The organism is Sporolactobacillus pectinivorans, from assembly GCF_002802965.1.
Taxonomy (GTDB): Bacteria; Bacillota; Bacilli; order Bacillales; family Sporolactobacillaceae; genus Sporolactobacillus; species Sporolactobacillus pectinivorans.
Window position 1 is genome coordinate 1,781,810 of sequence record NZ_NXGA01000001.1, and the last position, 22,026, is coordinate 1,803,835.

The window sequence follows — 22,026 nt, forward strand, 5'->3', positions numbered from 1 at the left end:
TTTAGGGCATCTGTCCGGCAAAAGTGTGACACATATCATTGTGCCAAATTAAAGACAAATTTCTGCTTTTCATATATAATAAATATATGTTAATTGACTTTGTTTTGAAATTCAGGATGTCCGTATGGCACGTCATTATGGATTTGAGAAATGATTTTTTAATACCAAATGAATTGTCCGTCCGGCATATACTTTATGACGGAACCCCAGGTCATTACCGTTCTTAGAAGGAAGGTTACCGCGGTGAATAAATCCATTACATCTAATGAGCCTTTTGAAAGGGCAGCTGTGGATCTTGAATCTCAGGAAACTCAGGGCCTCTTTAAAGATGTTTTGACAACTGTAAAAATTGGCATCGTTAATTCAAACTTGATTACTGCGTTCACGGGTTTGTGGCTGGCGTTATTTTTTACCGGTCAGTCTATTTTAGCTTTTGCGGCTCCGGTCATCTTTGTTCTCGCAGGGACGGCCCTAGTGATTGCAGGGGGCTGTTCTCTAAATAATTATATTGATCGCGATATCGACCCCCTGATGAAGCGGACGCAGGGACGTCCTTCCGCAACGGGAAAAATTGAACCGAAAAACGTTCTGAAGTTGGGCGTCATCCTGTCACTCACAGGCCTTGCTTTCCTGCTTGCTGCTTCGCCCACTGCCGCTTTTTTCGGATTTGCCGGTCTGCTTGTCTATGTATTGGTCTACACCATGTGGCTGAAACGCACGCATTCAATCAATACGATCATTGGCAGCCTGGCAGGCGCAGTTCCGCCGCTGATCGGTTGGGCAGCTGTTGATCCTTCTCTGAACTCACCCATCCCATGGATTCTGTTTTTGATTATGTTTATCTGGCAGCCGCCCCATTTTCTTGCACTGGCAATCAAGCGTGTAGAAGAATACCGACGTGCCGGCATACCGATGCTGCCGGTCGTTGCCGGATTTTCAATCACACAGCGGCAGATGATTGTTTATGTGGCAGTTCTTGTTCCGGCTTCTCTGCTGCTTTATTCGTTGGGGACATTTTATACCGCTGCTGCACTTGTCCTTGGAACAGGATGGCTCGCCTATGCGGTTTTTGGTTTGTTTACAAAAAATATCGTCAAATGGGCCAGAATCATGTTTGTGATCTCGCTGAACTATCTGACTTTACTCTTCATGTTGATGATTCTTGCAACATTTATCTAAAACAACTCGACAGTCATAATTTCTAAGTCACAAAGAAACCATTAATTTCTTGTCTGGTACAGGTGTTTCCTGCTTTTCTCGAATTATTTGCGTTAGGGTTAAACGCGGGTTTTGGGCAACAGGCAAAAAAACGAACGGCGTAAATAGGCCATAACGGTCGCTTCTGAGATGATTCCCTTTGATGGTGTGTGCAAATAACGAGAAAACAGTCAAGGCACCTTCTTCGAGCAGCGTAAAGCCATCATCTGGAAGAGACCCCTCGTGATACAACTGCACATCTTGTAGCTTTCCATGGCGTTCACGGTTTGTAGGATTCTGGTCGCCCGGATTGATCACCTGATCCAACGCTTGGGGTTCGCCACAGAGCGCTTTAGCTTTGGCATGGATTGACTCCCAAAGTGATAAGTGAAGGCTCCTAGGGTCTGCTTCATTGTCCGAAAGGTGGTTTCGATGGTAAAGTACTAGGCATAAAGACGAACAATGGTTTTCGGAGCTCGTGTTTGATCCGTGCTGACCAGTATTCCTTCTGCACGCACATGTTAATCAATACAAAGCGCAGTTCGTGATTGATACAGCCCCCTGACCCCAGAGCAGATCCTGACAGAGATAGGACATGGGTTCATCTTTACCATACGGCTGGCGTGTCGTGGTATGAAAGGAAAAGTCGCTTTACTCACCCCGCCATCTTGGGTATCAACCGCATTGCGGTAAGGGGAAGATTGATGTCTCAGAAAAGCAAAAGTAGCGGCATCGAAAAAAGCTTGTCACTGGAATCCATTGGTAGAATAAGTTGGTTCATGGTATATTTTCTAAAGAGTATCAAAAGAAACGCCTCTGAATAATGTGGACTGGTCATTTGCATATTATAAAAGAGAGACGTTTTTTTTTTTTTTTGTGAAAAAACCAACATAAACATAAAAATCGAGAGGAGATAAAATCCTCTCGATTTTTATATTGAGGCCGCCTTCTAGGAAAGACTCCTAACCGTGAAGTTTAGGGATTAATATCGTACTTAGAACCATAACCATAACTATTTTTTAGTGGGTGAAACTTAATCGTTCTCATTTCAGAACTTAGTAATTCAGTCCCTCCCCATTCGTGTTGCAAAATTGACTTTCGATCAACATATTCAGCACTAAAATATACTTGATTAATGTCAGATTTATAAATGTACTCATAGGCTATATTAGGTTTTTCTTCCTTAACATAAATGAACCGGTGGTATTGACCGTCATTTTCTGTTCCAAAGGAAGAGACCTCAATATCTTTCTTGGCTATTCCTTGCTTTGTTATATAGTGATTTATTGTTGACCACGCTACTTCTCGTTTCTGTTGCCGATATGAATAATATCCAAGGCACCCTAGAATTATTATGATCAAGGCTATTAACGTAATAATAAGTAACCGGTTTTTATTCATAGAAATCTCCTTACTCTTGTTTTAATTGCACACTTTCTCTAAAAAATGACTATACATAAAAACATCCGGCAATGCATAAGGCCCTACAAAGCCATGCATGGGGATGACAACATTATATTTGCCAGTTCCGAAATAGAAAGCTTGATATACTAATTTTGAGCAGTAAGTCGGACTTAATTGATATAGATTAGAGTTAATGGCATAAGCAAGAATGATATTTTTATAATTCACATTCCCAGTCGACGAATAAAAGTGAGTTAATGCATAATGACCAGCTTTATACTACGCTTTTTCAAATATTTATCTTGTCAAACGCTGTCGACAAAAGAATAAACTTGAGAGTGAAAAGTTCTCTATGAATAAAAAAGGATACCCCTTTTCTCGTTAAGCTGTGCGGGCGACAGGAAATTCTGTTCAGTACGGATCGAGCACGGGATCCAGAAACCCTTGTTTGCAGTGATAGCTGCCCCCCCTCAAATTATTATCTTAATCCCCCGTTTTCTTAGGGTGGTTTTAACGCCCCCTTTATGGGCCTCCTCTGTTTCTGTTCCGGATGATCAGATGCTCGCTCCTCAACATCTGGAATGCCCTTAAATGCCAACGCAAGTTAAGCTCAGTCTGCTTTGCAATCAGTTCGTCTAACTTGTCCCGGTACTCGAATGGTCTGCCAATCTCTTCTTTTGCACATTCAGATGTTCTATAGCTTTGCTTATGGCCTCATCCGCTCTTTTAGTCCTATTAGAAATACCATCTACCAAGTGTTCTTGCTTGACCACTTTCAGCATATTTAGTAGTTTTCGGCAATAGAATAGAACGTAAGCCTGTCCATAAAAAGGGAGAGTTAAATCCTTGCCGATTGTTTGCGCAGCCACAGACGACGAAGCTTTTCTTAACCCAAAACTGAATACGCAGCTGGAACAGGAAACAAAGGGGTTCTTGGAACGTATATTCTGACCGGTGTTTAGTCCGTTTGTATTTTGGTGAGAATGGGAACAGGAACGAGGAGGAGGATAGGATAAGCTGATGAAACAATTAATCTGCCATAAACCGATTCGCTTTTTGTATACCCTTCTAATGCTAATCGCTGTTTTCACAGTAGGAACGCAGGCTGATTTTGAAAAAATTGCTGTTGCTGAAGGAACTTCGCAGCGTTTATCGGGAGAATCTCATCATTTTTCACCCGTGATGCACTCTGAAAAAATGCTTGCTGAACAAATAAACAGTCAGAGGAAAAAGAATCATACTGATCCACTCAGCTTGGATTGGGATCTTTTTCGTTTTTCACGATTCGAAGCAAGGGATCTTGCTTCCGGGAAAATCAGTAAAATAGATGCAACAAAAATCGAACGTGTACTGGCAGAATGCGGCCGTACTCGAATGAGTATCCATACAATCGTTGTCCATGGTGTACCAGGCCGACAATTTCCTGGATCATCATGGTGGCGCACGGATGATGTTCGTCTGCTAATTGGTTCCCAGTCTATTCATTATCTTGGAACCGGGCATGCCAGGGGACTATCAGGCGAATACTGGGTCATTTTATATGCCTCGAGAACATGATTCTGTGCCTGCGATTCATTTATCCCCGATTTCGGCAGCGATTTTTACTCGGTGACTGTGGGCCGCTTAACGGGCGCATGATCCACAATACCTAAACGACCCAGAGATTGATATAATAGAAATGTAAAAAAGGGGCTCAGGGGGAAATTGATAGTGCGAAAAATAAATATAATCATTTTCTCCATTGCGGTCCTTATTTTCACAGGAACTTTTCTTACGAATCAGCTTAATTTTCCGGAAACAGGAAGCGGAATAACGAATAATCAGCAACCGGCATTGCAGGGCGCTTCTGAAACCCGTCCCTTGTTCAGTGTCCCAAGGACAGGAATCCACACATTTATGGGAAAAGACGAGACCCAGATTCTGAAGGCTTTCGGAAAACCTGATCGGATTGATGAAACCGAATATGGCTATCGCTGGTTTATATACGGGCGCAATACGTCAAGTTATCTGCAGATCGGGATTGACACGAGAACGCATCGTGTGACGACCATCTATGTGCTCGGCAATAAACTGCAAACTGCCCCTTTCGAAATCGGCGAACAATCCCGGGCAATTTTTAAAAAAATGCCGCCATCCCATATAGTTTCGATGACCGATCGAGGAACAAAAATAGATTTTGAACTGAGCGGAGAAGACATGACAGTGAGGCCGCTCGTCAAATTTGGCACAAGCTGGGTCCAGTTGAACTTTGATCATGTTACCGGCAGGCTGATGGCGATCCGCTATATGTCGCCAGATGTTCTTGCCCTGCAGCGCCCTTATTCGATGGCCTATGAAGGGACACTGCCGCAGGAGCCTGCGTTGTCTGATAAGGAATGGCAGGCGGTCGATGACGCTGAAGATATGGAAATTTTCGATATGAGCAATCTTCTTCGGATTCGATTCAAAAAAGCTCCTCTTGCTTGGAGTGCTTCCGCACATCAGGCGGCTTTTCTGCATAGTAGAGAAATGAAAATAAAAAATTACTTTTCTCATGATTCCAAGTGGTCGGGTGATCTGAAAACACGGCTTGAGAAAGAGAAAATCACTTTTCTTGTTGCGGGTGAGAACATTGCTGCAAGATATCCGGATGCGGCAGCTGTAACGATTGGCTGGCTGAACAGTATTGACCATCGGAAGAACTTGCTGAACGCAGACTTTTCCGAGCTGGGTGTCGGTTCATACCAGAATTATTATACGCAGGATTTTGTGCAGCCAATGGGACCTTAAAACCGGATAAATTGGGCGCACATCTTCTTTTCCATTGACTATGATAATTACAGGCGGGATTCGCGGAGAAGATTGTCTGAAGATATCTCTGTGAATCCAATGGAAAGGAGTGCACCTGCAAATTGGCTGAAGAAAAAACGAATGCTGCCTTAAGGCATTTTAAAGCGTTTTTACGCAAGAATCCGGAAATTGTGACCTATGTCAGGGAACATGGTATAAAATGGAGCAATGTTTTTGATGACTGGGTGATATTCGGTGAGTCGAATGATATTTGGAAAACGTACGGAGTCAATCCTGAAAAAAAGACTGAGAAGAATGCCAATCCACCTTTTTCCTGGAAAAAGATCCTTAAAACTGTTGATAATATAGACACCAAACAATGGCAGGAGAGACTTGATACGCTGAGCGGCGCACTCTCAGGTATTCAATCACTGATCGGTCAATTCAGGCAGACCGGCGGCCAGAATGGATCTGCAGAAGACGGAAATAGTGAGAATTCGTCTGACCAGCCTGCAGCATCGCAAATGTCTGGTCATACGGATGAGCAGCGTCCATTTTTCTTTCGAAAGGATTGAAACCGATGAGGGATGAAGTACAAGCTTACCTCGACGGACGAGTGGAAGAGAAACTTTTTGTGCGTCTGCATCCAGAATGGTATCGCCGGCTTAGCAGGGCGCCTTGGGAACTGAACCGGCTCAAACCGGCTGCAGATCTTTTCTATGGGCGAACTTTCGGCCAAAAACTTGATCGTTTGAATCAGAGGGCCGGCCTGTTGTCTATGCTGATGGGCATGGCACAGGAGATGACATCGGGCGGAAGCGAAAATAAGACGGAACCGTGAGCCTTTTTACACTATAAGAGTCCGTTCAAAAAGGAAGGCAAAAAGGGCCGAAGCCGGGCAGGACGCCACGTCCTGTGGCATGTTCGGCATAAAAGCCTATCTATGGCTGTTACAACCAGGCTCATCCTCAATAGAGGTTGAGCTTCGCCGGGTTTTCATGGCCCTAATGGCTTAGCTGCCACATGAATGGAACTTTCTATTCATTTGTTGTATATTTTATTTAAGTTGGAGGTGGTAAAATGATAGCAACAATTGAAAGTGTTTCACTCCTCGACGAAACGGATCAGCTGGCGTCAATGGTGTTGCACTCTGAACTCTATGAAAGATATATATCCTGCCGAGAGGCGGTTGCAAGCAATAAAGCAGCACAGATACTGATCGGGCAATTTCAGGCGGTCAGGGAAAAGTATAATGAGGTGCAGCGGTTCGGCCGCTATCATCCGGATTATAAATCGGTCATCCGTCAAATGATGGATACTAAGCGGACTGTGGATATGAATCCGCTTATTGCCGCTTATAAAAATGCGGAAAAAGAACTGAATGATTTATTGGGGCAGGTCAGCTTGCAGTTTGCCTGTGCGGTTTCCCAGTCAATCAAAGTCCCGACAGGAGATCCGTTCTTTGATCGCGCCTGCAGCTCCGGCTGCGGCGGCGGTGGAAAATGCAAGTGTCATGTCTGAACGTATTCTGAAAAACAGAATTGGACAAAGGTGGTTAAATGGCAATGCCATTAAAAAAGAGAGACGGGCTGATCATTTGGCTCTACAATACTAAATATCTGCGCGTATTGAGACGCTATGGCTATGTACACTATGTTTCAAAAAGAATGAAATACGCTGTGATGTATTGTGAACATGAAACAACAGAATCCGTTGTCAGCCAATTGGAAAAGCTGAAATTTGTGAAACACGTGGAACTGTCTCATCTTCAGGAGGTACGGACAACTTATGAAAAGGGAAAATCGGAAAGAGAAGTAAAGGACGAAGTTTTTAACTAATAGAGCCTGTTCGAAAAGATAACTAATCCGCTAAAATTTTATACTTTCTTATAGTATAAAAAAACCCGCAGAAAAGACTGCGGGCCGTCTTCACGCATCAATTGATGCAAGACAATGGGAGAGGAGAAACCGGCGGAAAACTTATGGGGAAACGTAAGTATCCGCGGTTGGGCCAACATCTCAAAGGATGTTGCCAGATGCTATTATTCACTCGTTTCTGTGATTCTATACATTTTTTCGACGTTGTTTGTGAGAGGATGGAAAGTCTGTGAGAGTGATTGCCGGTGAAAACAAGGGAAGACAGCTGAAATCTGTGGCCAGTCGTCTAACGCGTCCGACTACAGATAAAGTAAAAGAGACCATTTTCAATATGATTGGCCCTTATTTTCAAGGCGGTAAGGTGCTTGATCTGTACGGAGGAAGCGGCGGGCTTGGGCTCGAAGCCTTAAGCCGAGGAGCAGAATATGCTGTATTTGTTGACAAAGCAGGAGCAGCCTGCAAGGTAATGGAAGAAAACGCACGCCATTGCGGTTGCAAAGACCGATGCGACATTCTGCATCGTGATGCAGGGAGCGCACTTGAACAACTTGCCAAACGCGGGGAAATTTTTGACTATGTATTTCTGGATCCGCCCTATGCCAAACAGCATCTGGAAGGCGACATTATGACCATGCTGGAGAAGCGGATGCTTTCGAATCAAGCAATTATTGTAGCTGAACATGAGGATACGGCTAAGCTGCCGGATTCTTTCGAGCCGGGCATGGTGCGCTGGAAATACCGAACCTATCAAGGAAAAACCGCTGTTTCAATATACTGCTTTCAGCATGAAAACCAGGGAAGTGTGCTATCGTGAGTGAGAAAATTGCTGTTTATCCGGGAAGCTTTGACCCGGTTACCTATGGGCATCTTGATATTATCCGCAGGGGCCTGTCCGTTTTCGATCACATCATTGTTGCTGTGTTAAATAATTCGAGAAAAGATCCGCTCTTCACGGTGAACGAGCGTGTCTCGCTGCTTAAAACTGCAACAGAAGGCCTGGGTTCCGTGAGCGTCGATTCATTTGACGGGCTGCTTATGGATTACGTACATAAAAAAAATGTTAAAATTGTTCTTCGCGGACTGAGGGCTATTTCTGATTTTGAGTACGAACTTCAGATCGCGTCAATCAATAAGAGCCTCAATCCGGAAATTGAGACTTGTTTTATGATGACCAGCAATCGCTTTTCTTTTTTAAGTTCAAGTATGGTTAAAGAAGTCGCAAAATACGGGGGATCTGTCCACGACCTTGTTCCGGAAGCTGTCGAGCAGGCAATCAAGCAAAAATATTCTGCTGGCGGCCACGGCCTATAAATCATGCTTTACCATTGTTCTGCGGAGCAGGATGCAAGCGAAAATAAGCAGGACAAAAGCGGTAATCATCGGACCGTCCTGCATCACTTTATCTGTCACCGATCCCAGTCCCTTGCTGGCTGCAAATGCGGTATTCGTGTCCAGCCGGCTGGTGACACGGAGTATCCCGTAAAGGATCCATGCGGCGCAACTTGAAAATAAGGCGTGGAATAGCCTTCCGATTAGAAAAGGCCGGGCACTGATCCCGGCTTGTGATAGAATGCTGACTGCCTGGGCCTGAATAGAGAATCCGCAGAATCCGAGCAGGCCACTCGCAAAGATGACACGTTCCTGGAGTGGGGCGGAAGCAGCGCCGATTTCGTGTGTCCCAATCGTCAGTTCAAAGACACCCGGAAGAGATGCAGGGCCAAGTGAAGGGGTAAATCCGCACAATTTAATCAATACTGTCAACCCGCTGCTCAGCAACCTGATCAGGCCGGTCTGTACCAGCAGCTGGTAGATCATTGAGAACAGAGCGATAAAACCGCCAATGACGAGAAGTGTCTGCACAGAAGCAATTACTGCGTCTCCCAGCATTCTTCCAAACGGTTTGTAGCGACGCATTCGGTCTTCATGCATGCTGCGGAAAGCTTTTGCTAATACTGAAGCAAAACGGGAAGATTCATAGTCACTCTTAATGTTCCGGTGGTAGAAGCGCATCACAAGCCCGACCCCGATGTTCCCGATGTAATGAGCGAGTGCGAATACAATGCCCAGTGAAGCCTGATGGAAAAACTGGACAGCGGTGACGTTAAAAAGGAAAAGCGGATTGCTGAAATTGGTAAAACTGGACAGCCGTTCAGCTTCATCTTTTGTCAGTTTTTTCTCTTGGTAAAGTTTCGCAGTCATGCGGGCTCCGGCGGGAAAACCGGAAAAAAGCCCCATCACAAAGACAAAACCGCCGATTCCAGGCACTCGGAATAATGGCCGCATTACGGGTTCCATAAGTGCTCCGGCTAAGGTGACAACACCGAAACCGATCATAAGCTCTGAAAGAACAAAAAAAGGAAAAAGGGCCGGGAATACTTTTTCCCACCATAGCTCGAGGCCCTGATAAGAAGCTGTGGCAGCCGCCACAGGATAGCGGATCATCAGAAATACGGTTCCGGCTGAGCCTGCGGCAAGCAAGTAAGTTGTTATCTTTGAGCGGTTCATAGGTTTCTCCTTTGATTGAGCAATTCTCGGTGAATGACTTGTCCCTGTCACAATATACGGGACAGCAGGCAGAGATAGACCAGAAGATCAGTACAAAAACGGATATTATTCCACAATGGTGTATTTAATCCGAGACTGTAGTAATCTGATTTTATGAATGGATAATGTACCGGGGGGAAACGCCATTGCAGCGTCAAAAAAGAATTTTTCTACAGTTATTTGTTATTATTATGGTGCTGGCCCTTGCTGCATGTTATGTGATCAGGCTGCCGTATTTTATCCAGAGCCCCGGCAAGGCCCAGTCGATGACTCAGATGGTGAAAGTCCGCGGCGGTTATCCCGTGAACGGAGATTATAGCCTGGTATATATATACCTTGGACAGGCCAATGTTTATGAGTATCTCTGGGCAAAGTTGGGCGGAAACAAGTACACGACTCTGGTTAATGAAAATGCGGTTAAACTGCCGAATGAAGATGACAAGGCTTATAATCTGCGTCAGGAAAATTATATGACCGAAGCGCAGCAAAGCGCAGCTTATATCGCATACAAAGCGGCGGGAAAGAAGCCGAAACTGCTTCAACAGGGTGTGCTGGTGCTTGATACTATATCCGCTATGCCCAATGCGAAAGTTTTGAAATCCGGAGATCTGATTGTCGGTGTGGGAAATCACAAAATTTCTTCGACCAATGAGATGGAAGGGCTCTTGAGGAAGAAGAAACTGGGTGATCATTTTGATCTGACGATTGTTCGAAATAAACATATGGAAAAAGTCAATGTCCAGATAGCCAGGTTCCCCAAAAGTATCGCCGGGAGTAGTAAAAGCCAGGGCATCGGCATTTATCAGAGCGATCAGTTCAAGGTGGATGTGAAGCCGCCTGTCCAGTTCAATATAACAAATATCGGTGGACCTTCCGCTGGCCTGATGATGACGCTTGATATTTATGATCAGCTCACCCGTCAGGATTTAGCAAAGGGGCGCAACATAGCCGGAACCGGTACGATCGAGCTGGATGGAACCGTTGGACCAATCGGCGGCATTGCGGACAAAATCGTAGGAGCCAATAAATCTGGAGTGAAAATTTTCTTTGCGCCAGTTGCCGATCACGAATATGACACGGCTCGGGAAACAGCGAAAGCAATCGGATCGCATATGAAGATCGTTCCTGTCCGCACGTTCAATGATGCAAAAAACTATTTATTGAAATAAGAAAAGGACGATTTCTCATGCATTATTGATTTGCATCGAGAAACTGTCCTTTTTCTTCGTCATAACGGACTGGCGGGTGGCTGGTTTCGGCCGTTTGATCAGCTGATCTTCCAGATAAATAATCGTAGAGCGTTGCTGCCTTTACATCGAGATCAAGTGCCGGTAACCGATGCTGCCTGATCTTGGAAATCAGGGGAATCTGCAGTTCTTTTCGTTTCATGGCCAGGTATTTCTGACCCTTCCGGTTCATCCCGAGCAGCCGCAAATAACTTGCTTCTCCGGATGCAGCCTGCCCCCTTGCTTCGCTTTTTCCTGTACTTGTCAGGACGTGCACACAGAGGCGCTGCAGCCGCGACCAAGTATAACGTTTTGTTTTAACTGCGGAGATAAAATCATGAAAATTTTGTGCACGGCCAATACAGGCGAGCAAGCGGTGTTCAATGCCTTCTTCAGCTTCATAAATCTCCGCGAGCTGATCCGGGGTCGATGAGAGCAACCTGAATTTCAGAAACGGGAAAAACGTTTCCCAATTTGCAAAATCTTGATGCTCTTTTACTGTTTTCAGCAATGAGCGAGTGAAGGAGGGTATCTTATCAGCAGCTTCATCCCATTCTTTATTGGTAAGTAAATGGTCACGAATGCTGCTCGCACTTGCAATCGGACTGTTTTCTGTAAAAAAAGAATCATTATGCCCTGATTCTTTGCGCTGGATTGTTATGGGCTCGATATGGCTCCCGCGATTCCATATGGCACGGATGTACTGATAACCGAGGATATTGTTCGGCTGGGTCAGATCGACTAAATCAGCGGTCTGTGACATGGCAGCCAGGTGGTGGTATGCAGCAGCGTGGGCGTTCGGATAGCTGATGCCTTGTTTCAGGGCGTCCATTAATTCACGGCGGTATTCAAGCTGTTTGCTTTCAATTAGATGCAGGGTCTTTGTGAACGGAGCAATTCGGCCGGCTTCGCTTCCGAAAACCAGGTGGGAGACGCCGATCTGATCAAGGACAGAAACGGCGCCGCCGGCAAATATATCGGCTTTGCCAACCGCAAAAATGTAAGGCAGTTCGATGACGAGATCTACTCCGGCACGGAGAGCCATACAAACCCTGTCCCATTTTGAAACAAGCGACGGTTCTCCCCGCTGCACGAAATCACCGCTCATGGTCGCAATGATCAAGTCAGGCGAGAGTGTATGACGAATTTGATCCAGTTGGTATAAATGACCGTTGTGAAGCGGATTATATTCAGTAACGACTCCGGCAATCAGCATGCTGCAGTTTCCTTTCCCTGTGAGGATCATATAGTATTAGCTGCGCACATTTTATCATATTTTTTCGGAAATAAGAAATTGCCTTTGCGTGAATCGCTGTGTTAACCTTATTACAGGGGGTCGGCACTGATTGACATTCCGCAGGGCAGAGATTATAATAACATTTGTTGTCTAGAGGTGGTTAATTATGTCTTTATCATGGTCAGTTCCCGAACTGCTTCAGCACAGGCAGGAGGGATTTGGTTTTCACGAAGAAGTCGTATTGCCTCTGGAATTGTTTCGAGCGGATCCTGAAGTGAGAAATTTGTCGCCTGTTGATGTAAAGGGCGTTGTTGAATTTTCAAAACGGTCGCTGACATTTCATCTGCAGATCAGTGGAATAATGGTGTTGCCTTGCGCAATTTCATTGGAAGATGTCGACTATCCTTTTGCTATCAGTACTTCAGAAACTTTTTTGCTGAACGGCACGGAAGATTCGGATCTTGAGAAAGGGGAATTTGTTCATGAAATTGAAGATGAGCAGATTGACCTTGTTCCTTCTCTTGTTGAAGCTATTCTGGTTGAAAAACCAATGCGCGTTGTCAGCGAGAGGGTCAGGACCGAAAAGTTATCCGGAAATGGCTGGGAGCTGGTAACGGATGAAATGGCAGCACGGCAGATTGATCCAAGGTTGGAGAAACTGAAGAAGTTTTTTAACGATTAAATAGATTTGAGGAGGTGTGAACCGTGGCAGTACCTAAGAGAAGAACATCGACTACTCGCAAGAACAAGCGGCGTACACATTTCAAACTGGCCGTTCCGGGCATGGTGAAATGTGATAACTGCGGTGAATATAAATTAGCACATCGTGTATGTCCGAATTGCGGCTCATACAAGGGTGAAACAATCGTAGAAAAATAATTTGGTCTGTTCAGATGGGAAGCGGAAGCTTCTCTTTTTTTTATGCCCTTTTTGTCTATTTTATGGTCAAGGAAGTTAAAATGTTTGAAAGCACGGCATAGCAGTTATTGTTGAAAGTATCGATAGAATCATTTTGACGGGATTTTAACCAGCGTTTAACTGCAGTAAAGCCATTAACTGCAAAAGATTCACCGGATCGCGTCCATGATTTACTGAAGCAATCCCTTCTCTAAAAGTGGAACGTGATTATTCTATTGATCCTATCATCTGCATATTGATGGGAAGGAGCAATCGTTCACACATCCACTATAAAAGAAAAGAGGGAGCAGACATGCCATCTATTCGACAAGATGCCTGGTCACATGCCGAGGATTGCAAGTTGGCGGAAACAATTCTCAGGCACATCAGCGGGGGAAGTACGCAATTAGCCGGGTTTGCGGAGGCAGCCGTTTTGTTGTCGCGGACATCTGCAGCTTGCGGATTTCGCTGGAATTCGGCTGTACGCAAGCAATATAGTAAGGAACTGACTGAAGCCAAAGCGCAAAGAAAAGGATTGAAAAAAGGACGGCAAAAGGATCTACAGAGTGTTTCCAGTGAAGAGATCGCTACGGATCCAGACCATCGTCTAATATCAGACTCCGTGCTTGACCAGATGATCCTTTTTCTTAACCGATTAAAAGATGAGCAGCCGGGTCAGTTTTCACAGAACCCGACAGGGCAGCTCCTCCAGCAAGTACAGGCTGAAAACAGCGAACTCACTCAATCCTGCAGGAAGCTGGAACTGGAGAATAAGACTTTGAGAAAGAACTATGCCGATCTTCTTGGCGTCATAAAAATGATTGATCAGGCTAGAAGAAATATTTCGACGGAAACTGATGGACTGTCCGTTACTTCCGAATGAGCTATCACAATAAAACGACCGTTGCTATTCATTCGAGGGAGAAGCCATGCTGATGGCTTCTTTTTTATGCCGTCACAACTATATCTCCGTCCACATCTGTTGGCTTGCTAATCGGCAAGTTTTATTTACACTTTAAAAAAAAATAAAAATCTAAAGGATTTAAGCCAAGTTTTCTTTATAATGAGACATTTAAGGGGAGGACCTATTTGTAAAATCGAGAATATTTAATATTGTGTGGTGAAAAGTGGAGGATTGTGGTAAAGTAAGACCAAGAGGAGGCGCTCATTTATGTTTATGGGAGAATTCAATCATAGCATAGACATAAAGGGACGCCTGATCATACCTGCAAAGTTCAGGGAAGAACTCGGAGAATCGTTTGTCGTGACGCGCGGTCTTGAGCAATGCCTGTTTGTCTATCCGATGTCTGAGTGGCAGCACATTGAAGAGAGGCTGAAAGCTCTCCCGTTCACAAGAAAAGATGCAAGAGCGTTTACCCGTTTATTCTTTTCAGGAGCCAGTGTCTGTGAGCTGGATAAACAAGGGCGGGTTTCCATCGGGAACGGTCTGAGAGAATACGCCGGAATTGATAAAGATTGCGTTGTGATTGGAGTCTCAACACGGCTGGAAATTTGGGACAGCAACGCCTGGCATCAATATTTTGAAGAATCCGAGGCGTCCTTCAGCGATATTTCAGAGAGCCTGCTAGACACGGATTCATAAATTGAGAATGCCTCAAGGTTCTCGCCTTACATCGCAAGTTAGGACCGGACGCAAGGAGAATGATGAGTCAATGTTTGAACACACTACTGTCTTAAAGGAAGAGGCTGTGGCCGGGCTGAACATTAAACCGGACGGGCTTTACGTTGATTGCACTTTAGGCGGTGGCGGACACAGTGAAGAAATCGTCAAGAGGCTGGGAACCGGACGTTTGTACGCCTTTGATCAGGATCAGGAAGCGTTAAAAGCCGCGGAGAAACGGCTTGAACCTTATTCTGAGAAAATTACTTTTATCAAAGCAAATTTTCGTACAATAAGAGACAACCTCAGTGAAAGAAACGTCACTCAGGTAGACGGAATCCTTTTTGATCTTGGTGTTTCATCACCGCAGTTCGATCATGCGGACAGGGGATTCAGTTATCAGCAAAATGGTCCACTGGATATGCGCATGGACAGGGAGCAGTCCCGGACTGCAGAAGAAATCGTGAATGAATGGCCATATGAGAAACTGGTTCATATTTTTTTTATGTATGGAGAGGAACGTTTCTCAAAACAAATTGCCAGAATGATTGAACGGCAGCGTTCCTCACGTCGCATTTCAACCACTGAAGAGCTCGTTGAAATAATCAAAGAAGCTATTCCTGCACCTGCCCGGCGAACAGGCGGGCACCCGGCCAAACGGGTGTTTCAGGCGCTCAGGATAGCCGTTAATGATGAACTTGGCAGTCTGGATGATGCTTTACGTCAGTCGCTTGGGTTGTTGAAGGTTGGGGGCCGGATTTCAGTAATTACCTTTCAGTCACTGGAAGACAGGCTGTGCAAACAGTTTTTTAAAAAATATAGCGAACTACCGGAATTACCTCCTGGGCTTCCTCAGCTTCCCGAAGATGATGAACCTGTCCTCAGGCGCGTATCCAGAAAGCCGGTCACACCCTCAGCCTCTGAAGTGGAGAGCAATCGCCGTGCCCGATCGGCAAAATTGAGAATTGCAGAGAAAATAAGAGCAGTCAAGGAGGAGAAAATATGAGTCAAACGCAGCGCGCTTTTAACTTACCTGAATCAGAATTTGCTGAACCGAGACGCCAATATGTAAAGGATCCCTCAGTTACGACCCGGCATATCACCAAGGGGGAGAAATTGCTTTGGACGCTTGCCGGTGTCGCCGTTTTTCTCCTTGCTGCATTGATGATTACGAATCAAACCAGGCTGTATTTGACTTCTCAGGATATTCAGACGCTGCAGGACAAGCTGGGTAATCAGTCAAAAATAACCCAACAGCTTAAGGCGGACGCCGACAGTCTGAGTTCACCTGACCGGATTGTCAATTTCGCGGAGAAACAGCTCGGGCTTAAACTGGATATTAACAACATCAAGGTTCTTCCATAAGGTGGCTTGGGCCAATGTTTCAGAGAAAAAAAAGAGCGATCAGTTTATGGTCAGGAATAGTCGGCGGTCTTTTTATGCTGGCTTTTTTTATAATTATCGGCCGGTTTGTTTATATTGCACAGGGAAAAGAAGTAGATGGGCAGAAACTTCTTCAGCTTGGTAGCAGGCAGTGGACCGAGCTGGATCTTATTAACGAGAACAGAGGAACGATATATTCAAGCGACGGGGGAATTTTTGCAGAAGATGTGCCGGCTTATACGCTGTATGCTGTGATCAGTCCTAAGGCGGCGGTGCACGTCGTAGATAAGGAAAAAACGGCAAGAGAACTTGCTCCGATACTGAAAATGAAAGAATCGGATATTCTCGCACAACTGAATCGGAATGCCTATCAGGTCGAATTTGGCACGAACGGGAAAATGCTCAGTTCCCAAACAAAACAGGAAATTGACCGCCTAAAACTTCCGGGGCTCGACTATCTGGCAGGATCAAAGCGTTATTATCCTGAACAGTCCAGCGCTGCCTACACTATCGGATTCACGCAAACGAATCCGAATACCAATCAACAGACGGGTGTGCTTGGCGTTGAACAGTCAATGAACCGCTATTTGACTGAGCGGGATGGCTCCGTCCGTTATTACACAAGTGCGGGGGGAGTGCCTATCCCTGATGAAAAGCAGAAGATTAATACGCCGGTTCCCGGCAATAATGTTTATCTGACCCTGAATTCCCGCATTCAGACAGTGCTTGAACAGGCAATGGCACAAACGAATAAAGTATACAAGCCAACCAGCATGATTGGAATCGTGGCCGATCCAAAAACAGGTAAAATTCTGGCAATGTCAACCTATCCCACTTTCAACCCCAATAACCGGGATATTACACAGTTCAGCAATATTGCCATCTCAACTCCCTACGAACCCGGATCGGTTATGAAAACTTTTACCGTAGCTTCAGCAATTGATGCCGGTGTTTTTAATGGAAAAGCAACCTACGCATCCGGATCCTATAGGACGAAGGGCGGAACCATTCATGACTGGGACACCGCCGGCTGGGGAAATATTAATTTTGATCAGGCCTTCGAGCTTTCATCAAACGTTGGGATGTCTGTTCTGACTGATAAATATTTAGGTCCGGACCGGCTGGAAGAGTATTGGAAAAGGTTCGGGTTTATGAAGAAAACCGGTATTGATCTTCCGGGGGAAAGCCAGGGAATCGTTAACTGGAGCTGGCCGATTGACAAACTCGAAGCATCCTTCGGCCAAGGTTCTGCTTTTACTGCTATGCAGATTGTGCAGGCATCAACAGCTATCGCCAACAACGGTGTCATGATGCGTCCGTATGTCGTGGATAAAGTCGTCAATCCAGACAACGGAAAAACGATCCTGTCCAACCATCCGGTGGTGGCCGGGCATCCGGTTTCCAAGAGTGCTGCGGAGCAGACGCGTGCGCTGATGCGCCAGGTGGTCAGCAATAAAGATGTTGTCAACGGATATGGCGCAACAGGTACGGCTTTCGACCTTCCCGGATATGATGTTATAGGCAAAACCGGAACGGCCCAGATTGCTCAAAATGGAAGATATCTCCAGGGAAAGGATAATTACGTTTTTTCGTTCCTTGGTATGGCGCCTGAAAATGATCCAAAGGTGATTGTTTATGTAGCGATTAAACAGCCTCATCTAAAACCGACGGATCTCGGGGATGAACCGGTGATAAATATTGTCCGTCCGGTGATGTCAAGCAGCCTTCAGTATCTTCAGGTTGACAAAAAAGTTGGTCAGGGGGGCGGGGTCAAAGCCGCTGCTCCTGTAAAACTGGGCGATTACACGGGCAATTCGACAAACGGAGCTGCACAGTCGCTGCTCAATCTTGGGCTTAATCCGATAATAGTAGGAGACGGCACAAGCGTCAGAAGGCAGCTGCCTTTTTCCGGTGAGAGTCTCTCACAGGGCAGCAAAGTGATTCTTTTTAGCGGCGGATTTGCAAAAATGCCTGATACTACCGGCTGGTCTCTGGCAGATGCTATGAAGCTGGCAGATGCGGCTGATCTTAGGTTGAAAACAAATGGAACAGGGTTTGTTACTCACCAAAGTCCGTCCCCCGGGACGCTGTTGAAGAGTGGGGACACACTGACTGTTGACCTGCACTGATACGGCTGCAGTACGGACAAGTATTCAGGCCTCCTGCACGGGAAAAAATGCCGGTTGTTCGGGAAATCCAGGCAGTTGCAAAGACAAATATCAATAGAGCTCGTTCTATTTTTCACTGCCCGTACATATGGGTAGGACAAGAAAGATAGGAGGGGCTTCTTGTGCGTATTTCAAATGTGACAGTAAAAAAAAGGCTGCTTCTCATCCTGCTGGCAGGTCTGCTCGTGTTTACGATTTTTTTGGGCCGGCTGATCTATGTGCAACTTTTCAATAATGACTGGCTAACGAAAAAAGCGCTTGAAGAATGGGGCAAAAATATCCCTTACGAGGCGGAGCGGGGCAACATACTTGATCGCAACGGAAAAATACTGGCAACCAATGTCAGCAGTCCGTCTGTGCTCGTTGTCCCCATTCAGGTTCCGGCGCAGAGCAGAGAAATGGTTGCCGGGAAATTGGCTCAGGTTCTTGGAATGAGTAAGGCGAAAGCATACGAAAAGATTACCCAACATCAATCCATTGTCCGGATAACACCAGAAGGGAGAAAAATTTCCAATGAAAAAGCATCTCAAATCCGGGCACTTGGACTTCCCGGCGTTTTTATTGCCGAAGATTTCAGCCGCTTTTATCCGCAGGGCAACTATCTGGCGCATGTGCTCGGATTCGCCGGAATTGATAATCAGGGGCTGACAGGGCTGGAGTCCTATTATAATGACGGTCTGAAAGGGGAAAATGGAAAAGTGTCCTTTTTCTCTGATGTTCGTGGGAACCGGATGTCCACGCTGAAAGACAAATACACCCCTCCGACGAGTGGATCCAGTCTGATGCTGACCATTGATTCACGTGTGCAGTCGATTATTGAACGGGAACTGAATAACGCGATGGCCGTCTACCATCCTGACAGTGCCCTTGCCATTGCGATGGATCCCAATACAGGCGAGATTCTCGGTATGTCTTCCAAACCTGATTTTAATCCGGGAAACTATCAGCACGTCTCTCCAAATATATACAATCAAAATCTTCCGATCTGGAAAACCTATGAACCGGGTTCAACATTTAAAGTCATTACACTTGCAGCAGCGCTTCAGGAAAAAGTCGTTAATTTGCAGAAGGATCATTTCTATGATTCCGGTTCCATAGATGTGGCCGGTACCAGCCTGCATTGCTGGAAAAAAGGCGGGCATGGTTCGGAGACCTTTCTGCAGGTTGTGCAGAACTCGTGCAATCCGGGTTTTGTCGCTCTTGGGGAACGACTGGGGAAAAACAGGCTGTTTTCCTATATTGATAAATTCGGATTTGGAGAGAAGACGGGTATTGATCTTCAGGGGGAAGCGAAAGGAATCCTGTTTAATAAAAACAAAATCGGACCGCTAGAAACAGCAACAACTGCATTTGGGCAGGGTGTATCCGTTACGCCCATACAACAGGTGGCCGCCGTTTCTGCAGCAATTAATGGCGGTTATCTTTATGAACCGCATCTTGCGAAAGCGTGGATTGACACGAGTACAGGGGAAGTGATCAATCGTATTGAGCCGGTATTAAAAAGACGTGTGATTTCGGCAGCCACCTCAAAAGAGGTCCGGGACACCCTTGAAAGCGTGGTTGCCCAGGGAACAGGTCGGAATGCTTTTGTAGAAGGCTATCGTGTCGGGGGAAAAACGGGAACCGCTCAGAAAGTCAATCCGGATGGCGGCGGCTATATGGACGGCAACTATATTGTTTCTTTCATGGGGTTTGCTCCGGCAAACAATCCGAAGATCGTCGTGTACGTGGCGATCGATCATCCGAAGGGGACCGTCCAGTTTGGCGGCACGGTTTCTGCACCGATTGCCGGCCGCATTATTGGTGACAGCCTGAGTGCGATGGGCCTTGAAAAACAAAGCGGTGGACTTGAAAAAGAAAATCGATGGCCGGATCAGCCTCTGATCAGCATACCTAATCTGATCGGTGTTGAGAAAAAAGACCTCCCTAGCTATCCTCAGGACTTAATATTAAAGACGGAAGGAAACGGGAATGTGGTGACCATGCAGTCGCCACAGGCAGGGGTTAAGGTCAAACAAGGTTCAACAATAATGATATATTTAGGTGACAAAAAGAAACCGGGCGATTAAAATAAGCAGGGGACAGGGGCCGGTGTATCTTGTAAGCCGGTTCTTGATATACATATTTAAAAATCGGACGTGAGTCGTGAAATGTAAGATTCAAGATTCATGTCGCCGGCTTTTAGTCATTGCCGGCACTTCAATACTGAAAATTAAGGACGTGTATTTGATGAAATTAGCTGATTGTCTTGAAGCAATTAGAGACTTCAGGCAAGATAGAGAGGGAAATCCTGAAATTAAACATTTAGTCATTGACTCACGCCTTGCAGGACCGGGGTCTTTGTTTTTCTGCATCAAGGGTCATCATCTGGACGGGCATCGCTACGCAGCGATGGCAGAAAAAAGCGGTACATCGGCTATTATTGCTCAGGAAACGATTCAAGCGTCCGTTCCTGTGATCTACGTCAGCGACACGCATCGCGCCCTGGCGATGATTTCAGACCGTTTTTACGGGTATCCCAGTCATGATTTACATATGATCGGTGTGACAGGCACGAATGGCAAGACGACCATTACTTATCTTGTCCAGGCCATTCAGGAGGCTTGCGGCCTGCACACAGGATTAATCGGTACAATGGGCATGCGTTACAAAAATTATGAAGTTTCTGTCGAAAATACAACCCCGGAAGTCCATCTCATTCATGAAAATCTCGCAAAAATGAGAGATCAAGGCGCGGCTTCAGTGGTCATGGAAACGTCATCCAATGCTCTATATGACGGGAGAGTTCATGGCTGTGATTTTAATATCGGCATTTTTACTAATCTGACAGAAGACCATCTCGATCTCCATGGGACGATGAAGGATTATATGTATGCCAAGAGCCTTCTTTTTTCCCAGCTTGGCAATACTTACGGCCGCCCCGGTGAACTAAAAGTCGCTGTGCTGAATTCGGATGATCCGGCATCTGAGGTATACCGGCACATGACAGCAGCGCACGTGATGACGTATGGCATTGATCGTCCTGCAGATTTTCGCGCAGAATCGCTGAATATCACTCCGGAAGGCACTTCGTTCACTCTGAATGCCAGGGGGAAGTGTTACGCTGTGTCCATGAAACTTATTGGAAAGTTCAGCGTATATAATGCCTTGGCGGCTCTTGCGGCCTGTTCGGTCAGCCGGCTTGATATGGATCAGATGATTCGTGCCATGGAGCAGGTTCCTGGTGTTTCCGGCAGATTTGAAACGGTTTCCGCGGGCCAGGATTTCTCCGTTATCGTTGACTATTCACACACACCGGACAGCCTGAAAAATGCCCTGGCTACCATTAAGGAATTTGCACGGAGGCGCATCATCACAGTTGTGGGATGCGGCGGGGACAGGGAGCATGGCAAACGGCCAATCATGGCAAGAATTGCTGTCGATAACAGCGATCTGGCCATCCTGACCTCTGATAATCCGAGAACGGAAGATCCTGAAACCATTCTTGCCGAGATGGAGGCGGGCGTCCAAGGGTGTGATTACAGGAAAATCACAGACCGACGCGAGGCGATCAGATTTGCGGTTAACCAGGCTGAACCCGGGGATATCATCCTCATTGCCGGCAAGGGACATGAAACTTATCAGATCATCGGAACAGTGAAACATCACTTCGATGACCGTGAGATTGCAAAAAAAGCAATTACTGAGATAATGGAAAAGTAAT

The 22,026-nt window shown here is 45.9% G+C and carries 23 protein-coding genes; 19 read left to right on the plus strand and 4 right to left on the minus strand.

Going from position 1 to position 22,026, the window contains the following annotated elements:
• Positions 1–243 precede the first annotated feature (243 nt).
• On the plus strand, positions 244–1,179 hold the full coding sequence (gene cyoE / locus COP04_RS08485; RefSeq protein ID WP_239984809.1) for a heme o synthase: 936 nt from the start codon (positions 244–246) through the stop codon (positions 1,177–1,179).
• A 27-nt stretch (positions 1,180–1,206) separates the two neighbouring features.
• Here the strand turns inward: cyoE and COP04_RS08490 are convergent, their stop codons facing one another.
• Together COP04_RS08490 and COP04_RS08495 are read right to left on the minus strand one after the other, a co-directional pair.
• Positions 1,207–1,524, minus strand: a complete 318-nt coding sequence (locus tag COP04_RS08490) for a hypothetical protein (RefSeq protein ID WP_100487575.1) — start codon at positions 1,522–1,524, stop codon at positions 1,207–1,209.
• 648 nt (positions 1,525–2,172) lie between these two features.
• The gene (locus COP04_RS08495; RefSeq protein WP_100487576.1) at positions 2,173–2,598 is read right to left on the minus strand and encodes a DUF3139 domain-containing protein; all 426 of its coding nucleotides are present in this window, start codon (positions 2,596–2,598) and stop codon (positions 2,173–2,175) included.
• A 1,023-nt stretch (positions 2,599–3,621) separates the two neighbouring features.
• On the opposite strand from COP04_RS08495, the gene COP04_RS08500 reads away from it, so the two are divergent.
• The 8 genes from COP04_RS08500 to coaD all read left to right on the plus strand — a co-directional run bounded on the left by COP04_RS08500 (position 3,622) and on the right by coaD (position 8,558).
• Positions 3,622–4,158: a hypothetical protein gene (locus COP04_RS08500; protein ID WP_100487577.1), complete on the plus strand. Its 537-nt coding sequence runs from the start codon at positions 3,622–3,624 to the stop codon at positions 4,156–4,158.
• Between the two features lie 153 nt (positions 4,159–4,311).
• Entirely contained in the window at positions 4,312–5,370 is a 1,059-nt protein-coding gene (locus COP04_RS08505) for a CAP domain-containing protein (RefSeq protein WP_239984810.1), read from the plus strand.
• Between the two features lie 122 nt (positions 5,371–5,492).
• Entirely contained in the window at positions 5,493–5,945 is a 453-nt protein-coding gene (ylbD, locus tag COP04_RS08510; protein ID WP_100487578.1) for a spore coat protein YlbD, read from the plus strand.
• Positions 5,946–5,950: 5 nt separating this feature from the next.
• Positions 5,951–6,211: a YlbE-like family protein gene (locus COP04_RS08515; protein WP_100487579.1), complete on the plus strand. Its 261-nt coding sequence runs from the start codon at positions 5,951–5,953 to the stop codon at positions 6,209–6,211.
• Positions 6,212–6,450: 239 nt separating this feature from the next.
• Positions 6,451–6,891, plus strand: a complete 441-nt coding sequence (locus COP04_RS08520) for a YlbF/YmcA family competence regulator (RefSeq protein WP_100487580.1) — start codon at positions 6,451–6,453, stop codon at positions 6,889–6,891.
• Positions 6,892–6,935: 44 nt separating this feature from the next.
• Positions 6,936–7,208 (plus strand): YlbG family protein, encoded by a 273-nt coding sequence (locus COP04_RS08525; protein WP_100487581.1) that lies wholly within the window; start codon positions 6,936–6,938, stop codon positions 7,206–7,208.
• A gap of 268 nt (positions 7,209–7,476) precedes the next feature.
• Positions 7,477–8,061, plus strand: coding sequence for a 16S rRNA (guanine(966)-N(2))-methyltransferase RsmD (gene rsmD / locus COP04_RS08530; protein WP_100487582.1), 585 nt, complete (start codon positions 7,477–7,479; stop codon positions 8,059–8,061).
• Positions 8,058–8,558 (plus strand): pantetheine-phosphate adenylyltransferase, encoded by a 501-nt coding sequence (gene coaD / locus COP04_RS08535; RefSeq protein ID WP_100487583.1) that lies wholly within the window; start codon positions 8,058–8,060, stop codon positions 8,556–8,558. The genes rsmD and coaD overlap by 4 nt, the downstream gene beginning before the upstream one ends.
• On the opposite strand, the gene ylbJ is transcribed toward coaD, so the two are convergent.
• Entirely contained in the window at positions 8,553–9,752 is a 1,200-nt protein-coding gene (gene ylbJ / locus COP04_RS08540; RefSeq protein WP_100487584.1) for a sporulation integral membrane protein YlbJ, read from the minus strand. The genes coaD and ylbJ overlap by 6 nt on opposite strands.
• A gap of 185 nt (positions 9,753–9,937) precedes the next feature.
• Here ylbJ and COP04_RS08545 point away from each other — a divergent pair, with 185 nt between their 5' ends.
• Entirely contained in the window at positions 9,938–10,960 is a 1,023-nt protein-coding gene (locus COP04_RS08545) for a SepM family pheromone-processing serine protease (RefSeq protein WP_239984811.1), read from the plus strand.
• Between the two features lie 22 nt (positions 10,961–10,982).
• Here the strand turns inward: COP04_RS08545 and COP04_RS08550 are convergent, their stop codons facing one another.
• Positions 10,983–12,233, minus strand: coding sequence for a nucleotidyltransferase (locus COP04_RS08550; RefSeq protein ID WP_100487585.1), 1,251 nt, complete (start codon positions 12,231–12,233; stop codon positions 10,983–10,985).
• A 187-nt stretch (positions 12,234–12,420) separates the two neighbouring features.
• Here COP04_RS08550 and COP04_RS08555 point away from each other — a divergent pair, with 187 nt between their 5' ends.
• From COP04_RS08555 to COP04_RS08595, 9 genes are all read left to right on the plus strand, one after another.
• The gene (locus COP04_RS08555) at positions 12,421–12,936 is read left to right on the plus strand and encodes a YceD family protein (RefSeq protein ID WP_100487586.1); all 516 of its coding nucleotides are present in this window, start codon (positions 12,421–12,423) and stop codon (positions 12,934–12,936) included.
• Between the two features lie 23 nt (positions 12,937–12,959).
• Positions 12,960–13,133 carry a 50S ribosomal protein L32 gene (gene rpmF, locus COP04_RS08560; protein ID WP_100487587.1) on the plus strand — a complete coding sequence of 58 codons (174 nt, stop codon included), beginning with the start codon at positions 12,960–12,962 and terminating at the stop codon, positions 13,131–13,133.
• Positions 13,134–13,464: 331 nt separating this feature from the next.
• Positions 13,465–14,034 (plus strand): hypothetical protein, encoded by a 570-nt coding sequence (locus COP04_RS20470; protein WP_100487588.1) that lies wholly within the window; start codon positions 13,465–13,467, stop codon positions 14,032–14,034.
• 288 nt (positions 14,035–14,322) lie between these two features.
• On the plus strand, positions 14,323–14,754 hold the full coding sequence (gene mraZ / locus COP04_RS08570; protein ID WP_100487589.1) for a division/cell wall cluster transcriptional repressor MraZ: 432 nt from the start codon (positions 14,323–14,325) through the stop codon (positions 14,752–14,754).
• Positions 14,755–14,824: 70 nt separating this feature from the next.
• On the plus strand, positions 14,825–15,778 hold the full coding sequence (gene rsmH / locus COP04_RS08575) for a 16S rRNA (cytosine(1402)-N(4))-methyltransferase RsmH (RefSeq protein ID WP_100487590.1): 954 nt from the start codon (positions 14,825–14,827) through the stop codon (positions 15,776–15,778).
• A complete protein-coding gene (gene ftsL / locus COP04_RS08580; RefSeq protein ID WP_100487591.1) occupies positions 15,775–16,137 on the plus strand; it encodes a cell division protein FtsL in 363 nt (120 codons plus the stop codon). Before rsmH ends, ftsL begins: the two co-directional genes overlap by 4 nt.
• Positions 16,138–16,151: 14 nt before the next feature.
• Positions 16,152–18,284, plus strand: coding sequence for a penicillin-binding protein (locus COP04_RS08585; protein WP_100487592.1), 2,133 nt, complete (start codon positions 16,152–16,154; stop codon positions 18,282–18,284).
• A gap of 161 nt (positions 18,285–18,445) precedes the next feature.
• Positions 18,446–20,392, plus strand: a complete 1,947-nt coding sequence (locus tag COP04_RS08590; protein ID WP_100487593.1) for a stage V sporulation protein D — start codon at positions 18,446–18,448, stop codon at positions 20,390–20,392.
• Between the two features lie 160 nt (positions 20,393–20,552).
• Positions 20,553–22,025 carry a UDP-N-acetylmuramoyl-L-alanyl-D-glutamate--2,6-diaminopimelate ligase gene (locus tag COP04_RS08595; RefSeq protein ID WP_100487594.1) on the plus strand — a complete coding sequence of 491 codons (1,473 nt, stop codon included), beginning with the start codon at positions 20,553–20,555 and terminating at the stop codon, positions 22,023–22,025.
• The last annotated feature ends 1 nt before the right edge of the window (position 22,026 follow it).

What these genes read in the sequence shown, in the direction of transcription:
- COP04_RS08585 (WP_100487592.1), top strand. Translation starts at nt 16,152, where the DNA reads ATGTTTCAGAGAAAAAAAAGAGCGATCAGTTTATGGTCAGGAATAGTC.
- COP04_RS08495 (WP_100487576.1), bottom strand. Translation starts at nt 2,598, where the DNA reads ATGAATAAAAACCGGTTACTTATTATTACGTTAATAGCCTTGATCATA.
- COP04_RS08525 (WP_100487581.1), top strand. Translation starts at nt 6,936, where the DNA reads ATGCCATTAAAAAAGAGAGACGGGCTGATCATTTGGCTCTACAATACT.
- COP04_RS08550 (WP_100487585.1), bottom strand. Translation starts at nt 12,233, where the DNA reads ATGCTGATTGCCGGAGTCGTTACTGAATATAATCCGCTTCACAACGGT.
- mraZ (WP_100487589.1), top strand. Translation starts at nt 14,323, where the DNA reads ATGTTTATGGGAGAATTCAATCATAGCATAGACATAAAGGGACGCCTG.
- COP04_RS08520 (WP_100487580.1), top strand. Translation starts at nt 6,451, where the DNA reads ATGATAGCAACAATTGAAAGTGTTTCACTCCTCGACGAAACGGATCAG.
- COP04_RS08555 (WP_100487586.1), top strand. Translation starts at nt 12,421, where the DNA reads ATGTCTTTATCATGGTCAGTTCCCGAACTGCTTCAGCACAGGCAGGAG.
- COP04_RS08500 (WP_100487577.1), top strand. Translation starts at nt 3,622, where the DNA reads ATGAAACAATTAATCTGCCATAAACCGATTCGCTTTTTGTATACCCTT.
- COP04_RS08595 (WP_100487594.1), top strand. Translation starts at nt 20,553, where the DNA reads ATGAAATTAGCTGATTGTCTTGAAGCAATTAGAGACTTCAGGCAAGAT.
- COP04_RS08515 (WP_100487579.1), top strand. Translation starts at nt 5,951, where the DNA reads ATGAGGGATGAAGTACAAGCTTACCTCGACGGACGAGTGGAAGAGAAA.
- ylbJ (WP_100487584.1), bottom strand. Translation starts at nt 9,752, where the DNA reads ATGAACCGCTCAAAGATAACAACTTACTTGCTTGCCGCAGGCTCAGCC.
- rsmH (WP_100487590.1), top strand. Translation starts at nt 14,825, where the DNA reads ATGTTTGAACACACTACTGTCTTAAAGGAAGAGGCTGTGGCCGGGCTG.
- ftsL (WP_100487591.1), top strand. Translation starts at nt 15,775, where the DNA reads ATGAGTCAAACGCAGCGCGCTTTTAACTTACCTGAATCAGAATTTGCT.
- COP04_RS20470 (WP_100487588.1), top strand. Translation starts at nt 13,465, where the DNA reads ATGCCATCTATTCGACAAGATGCCTGGTCACATGCCGAGGATTGCAAG.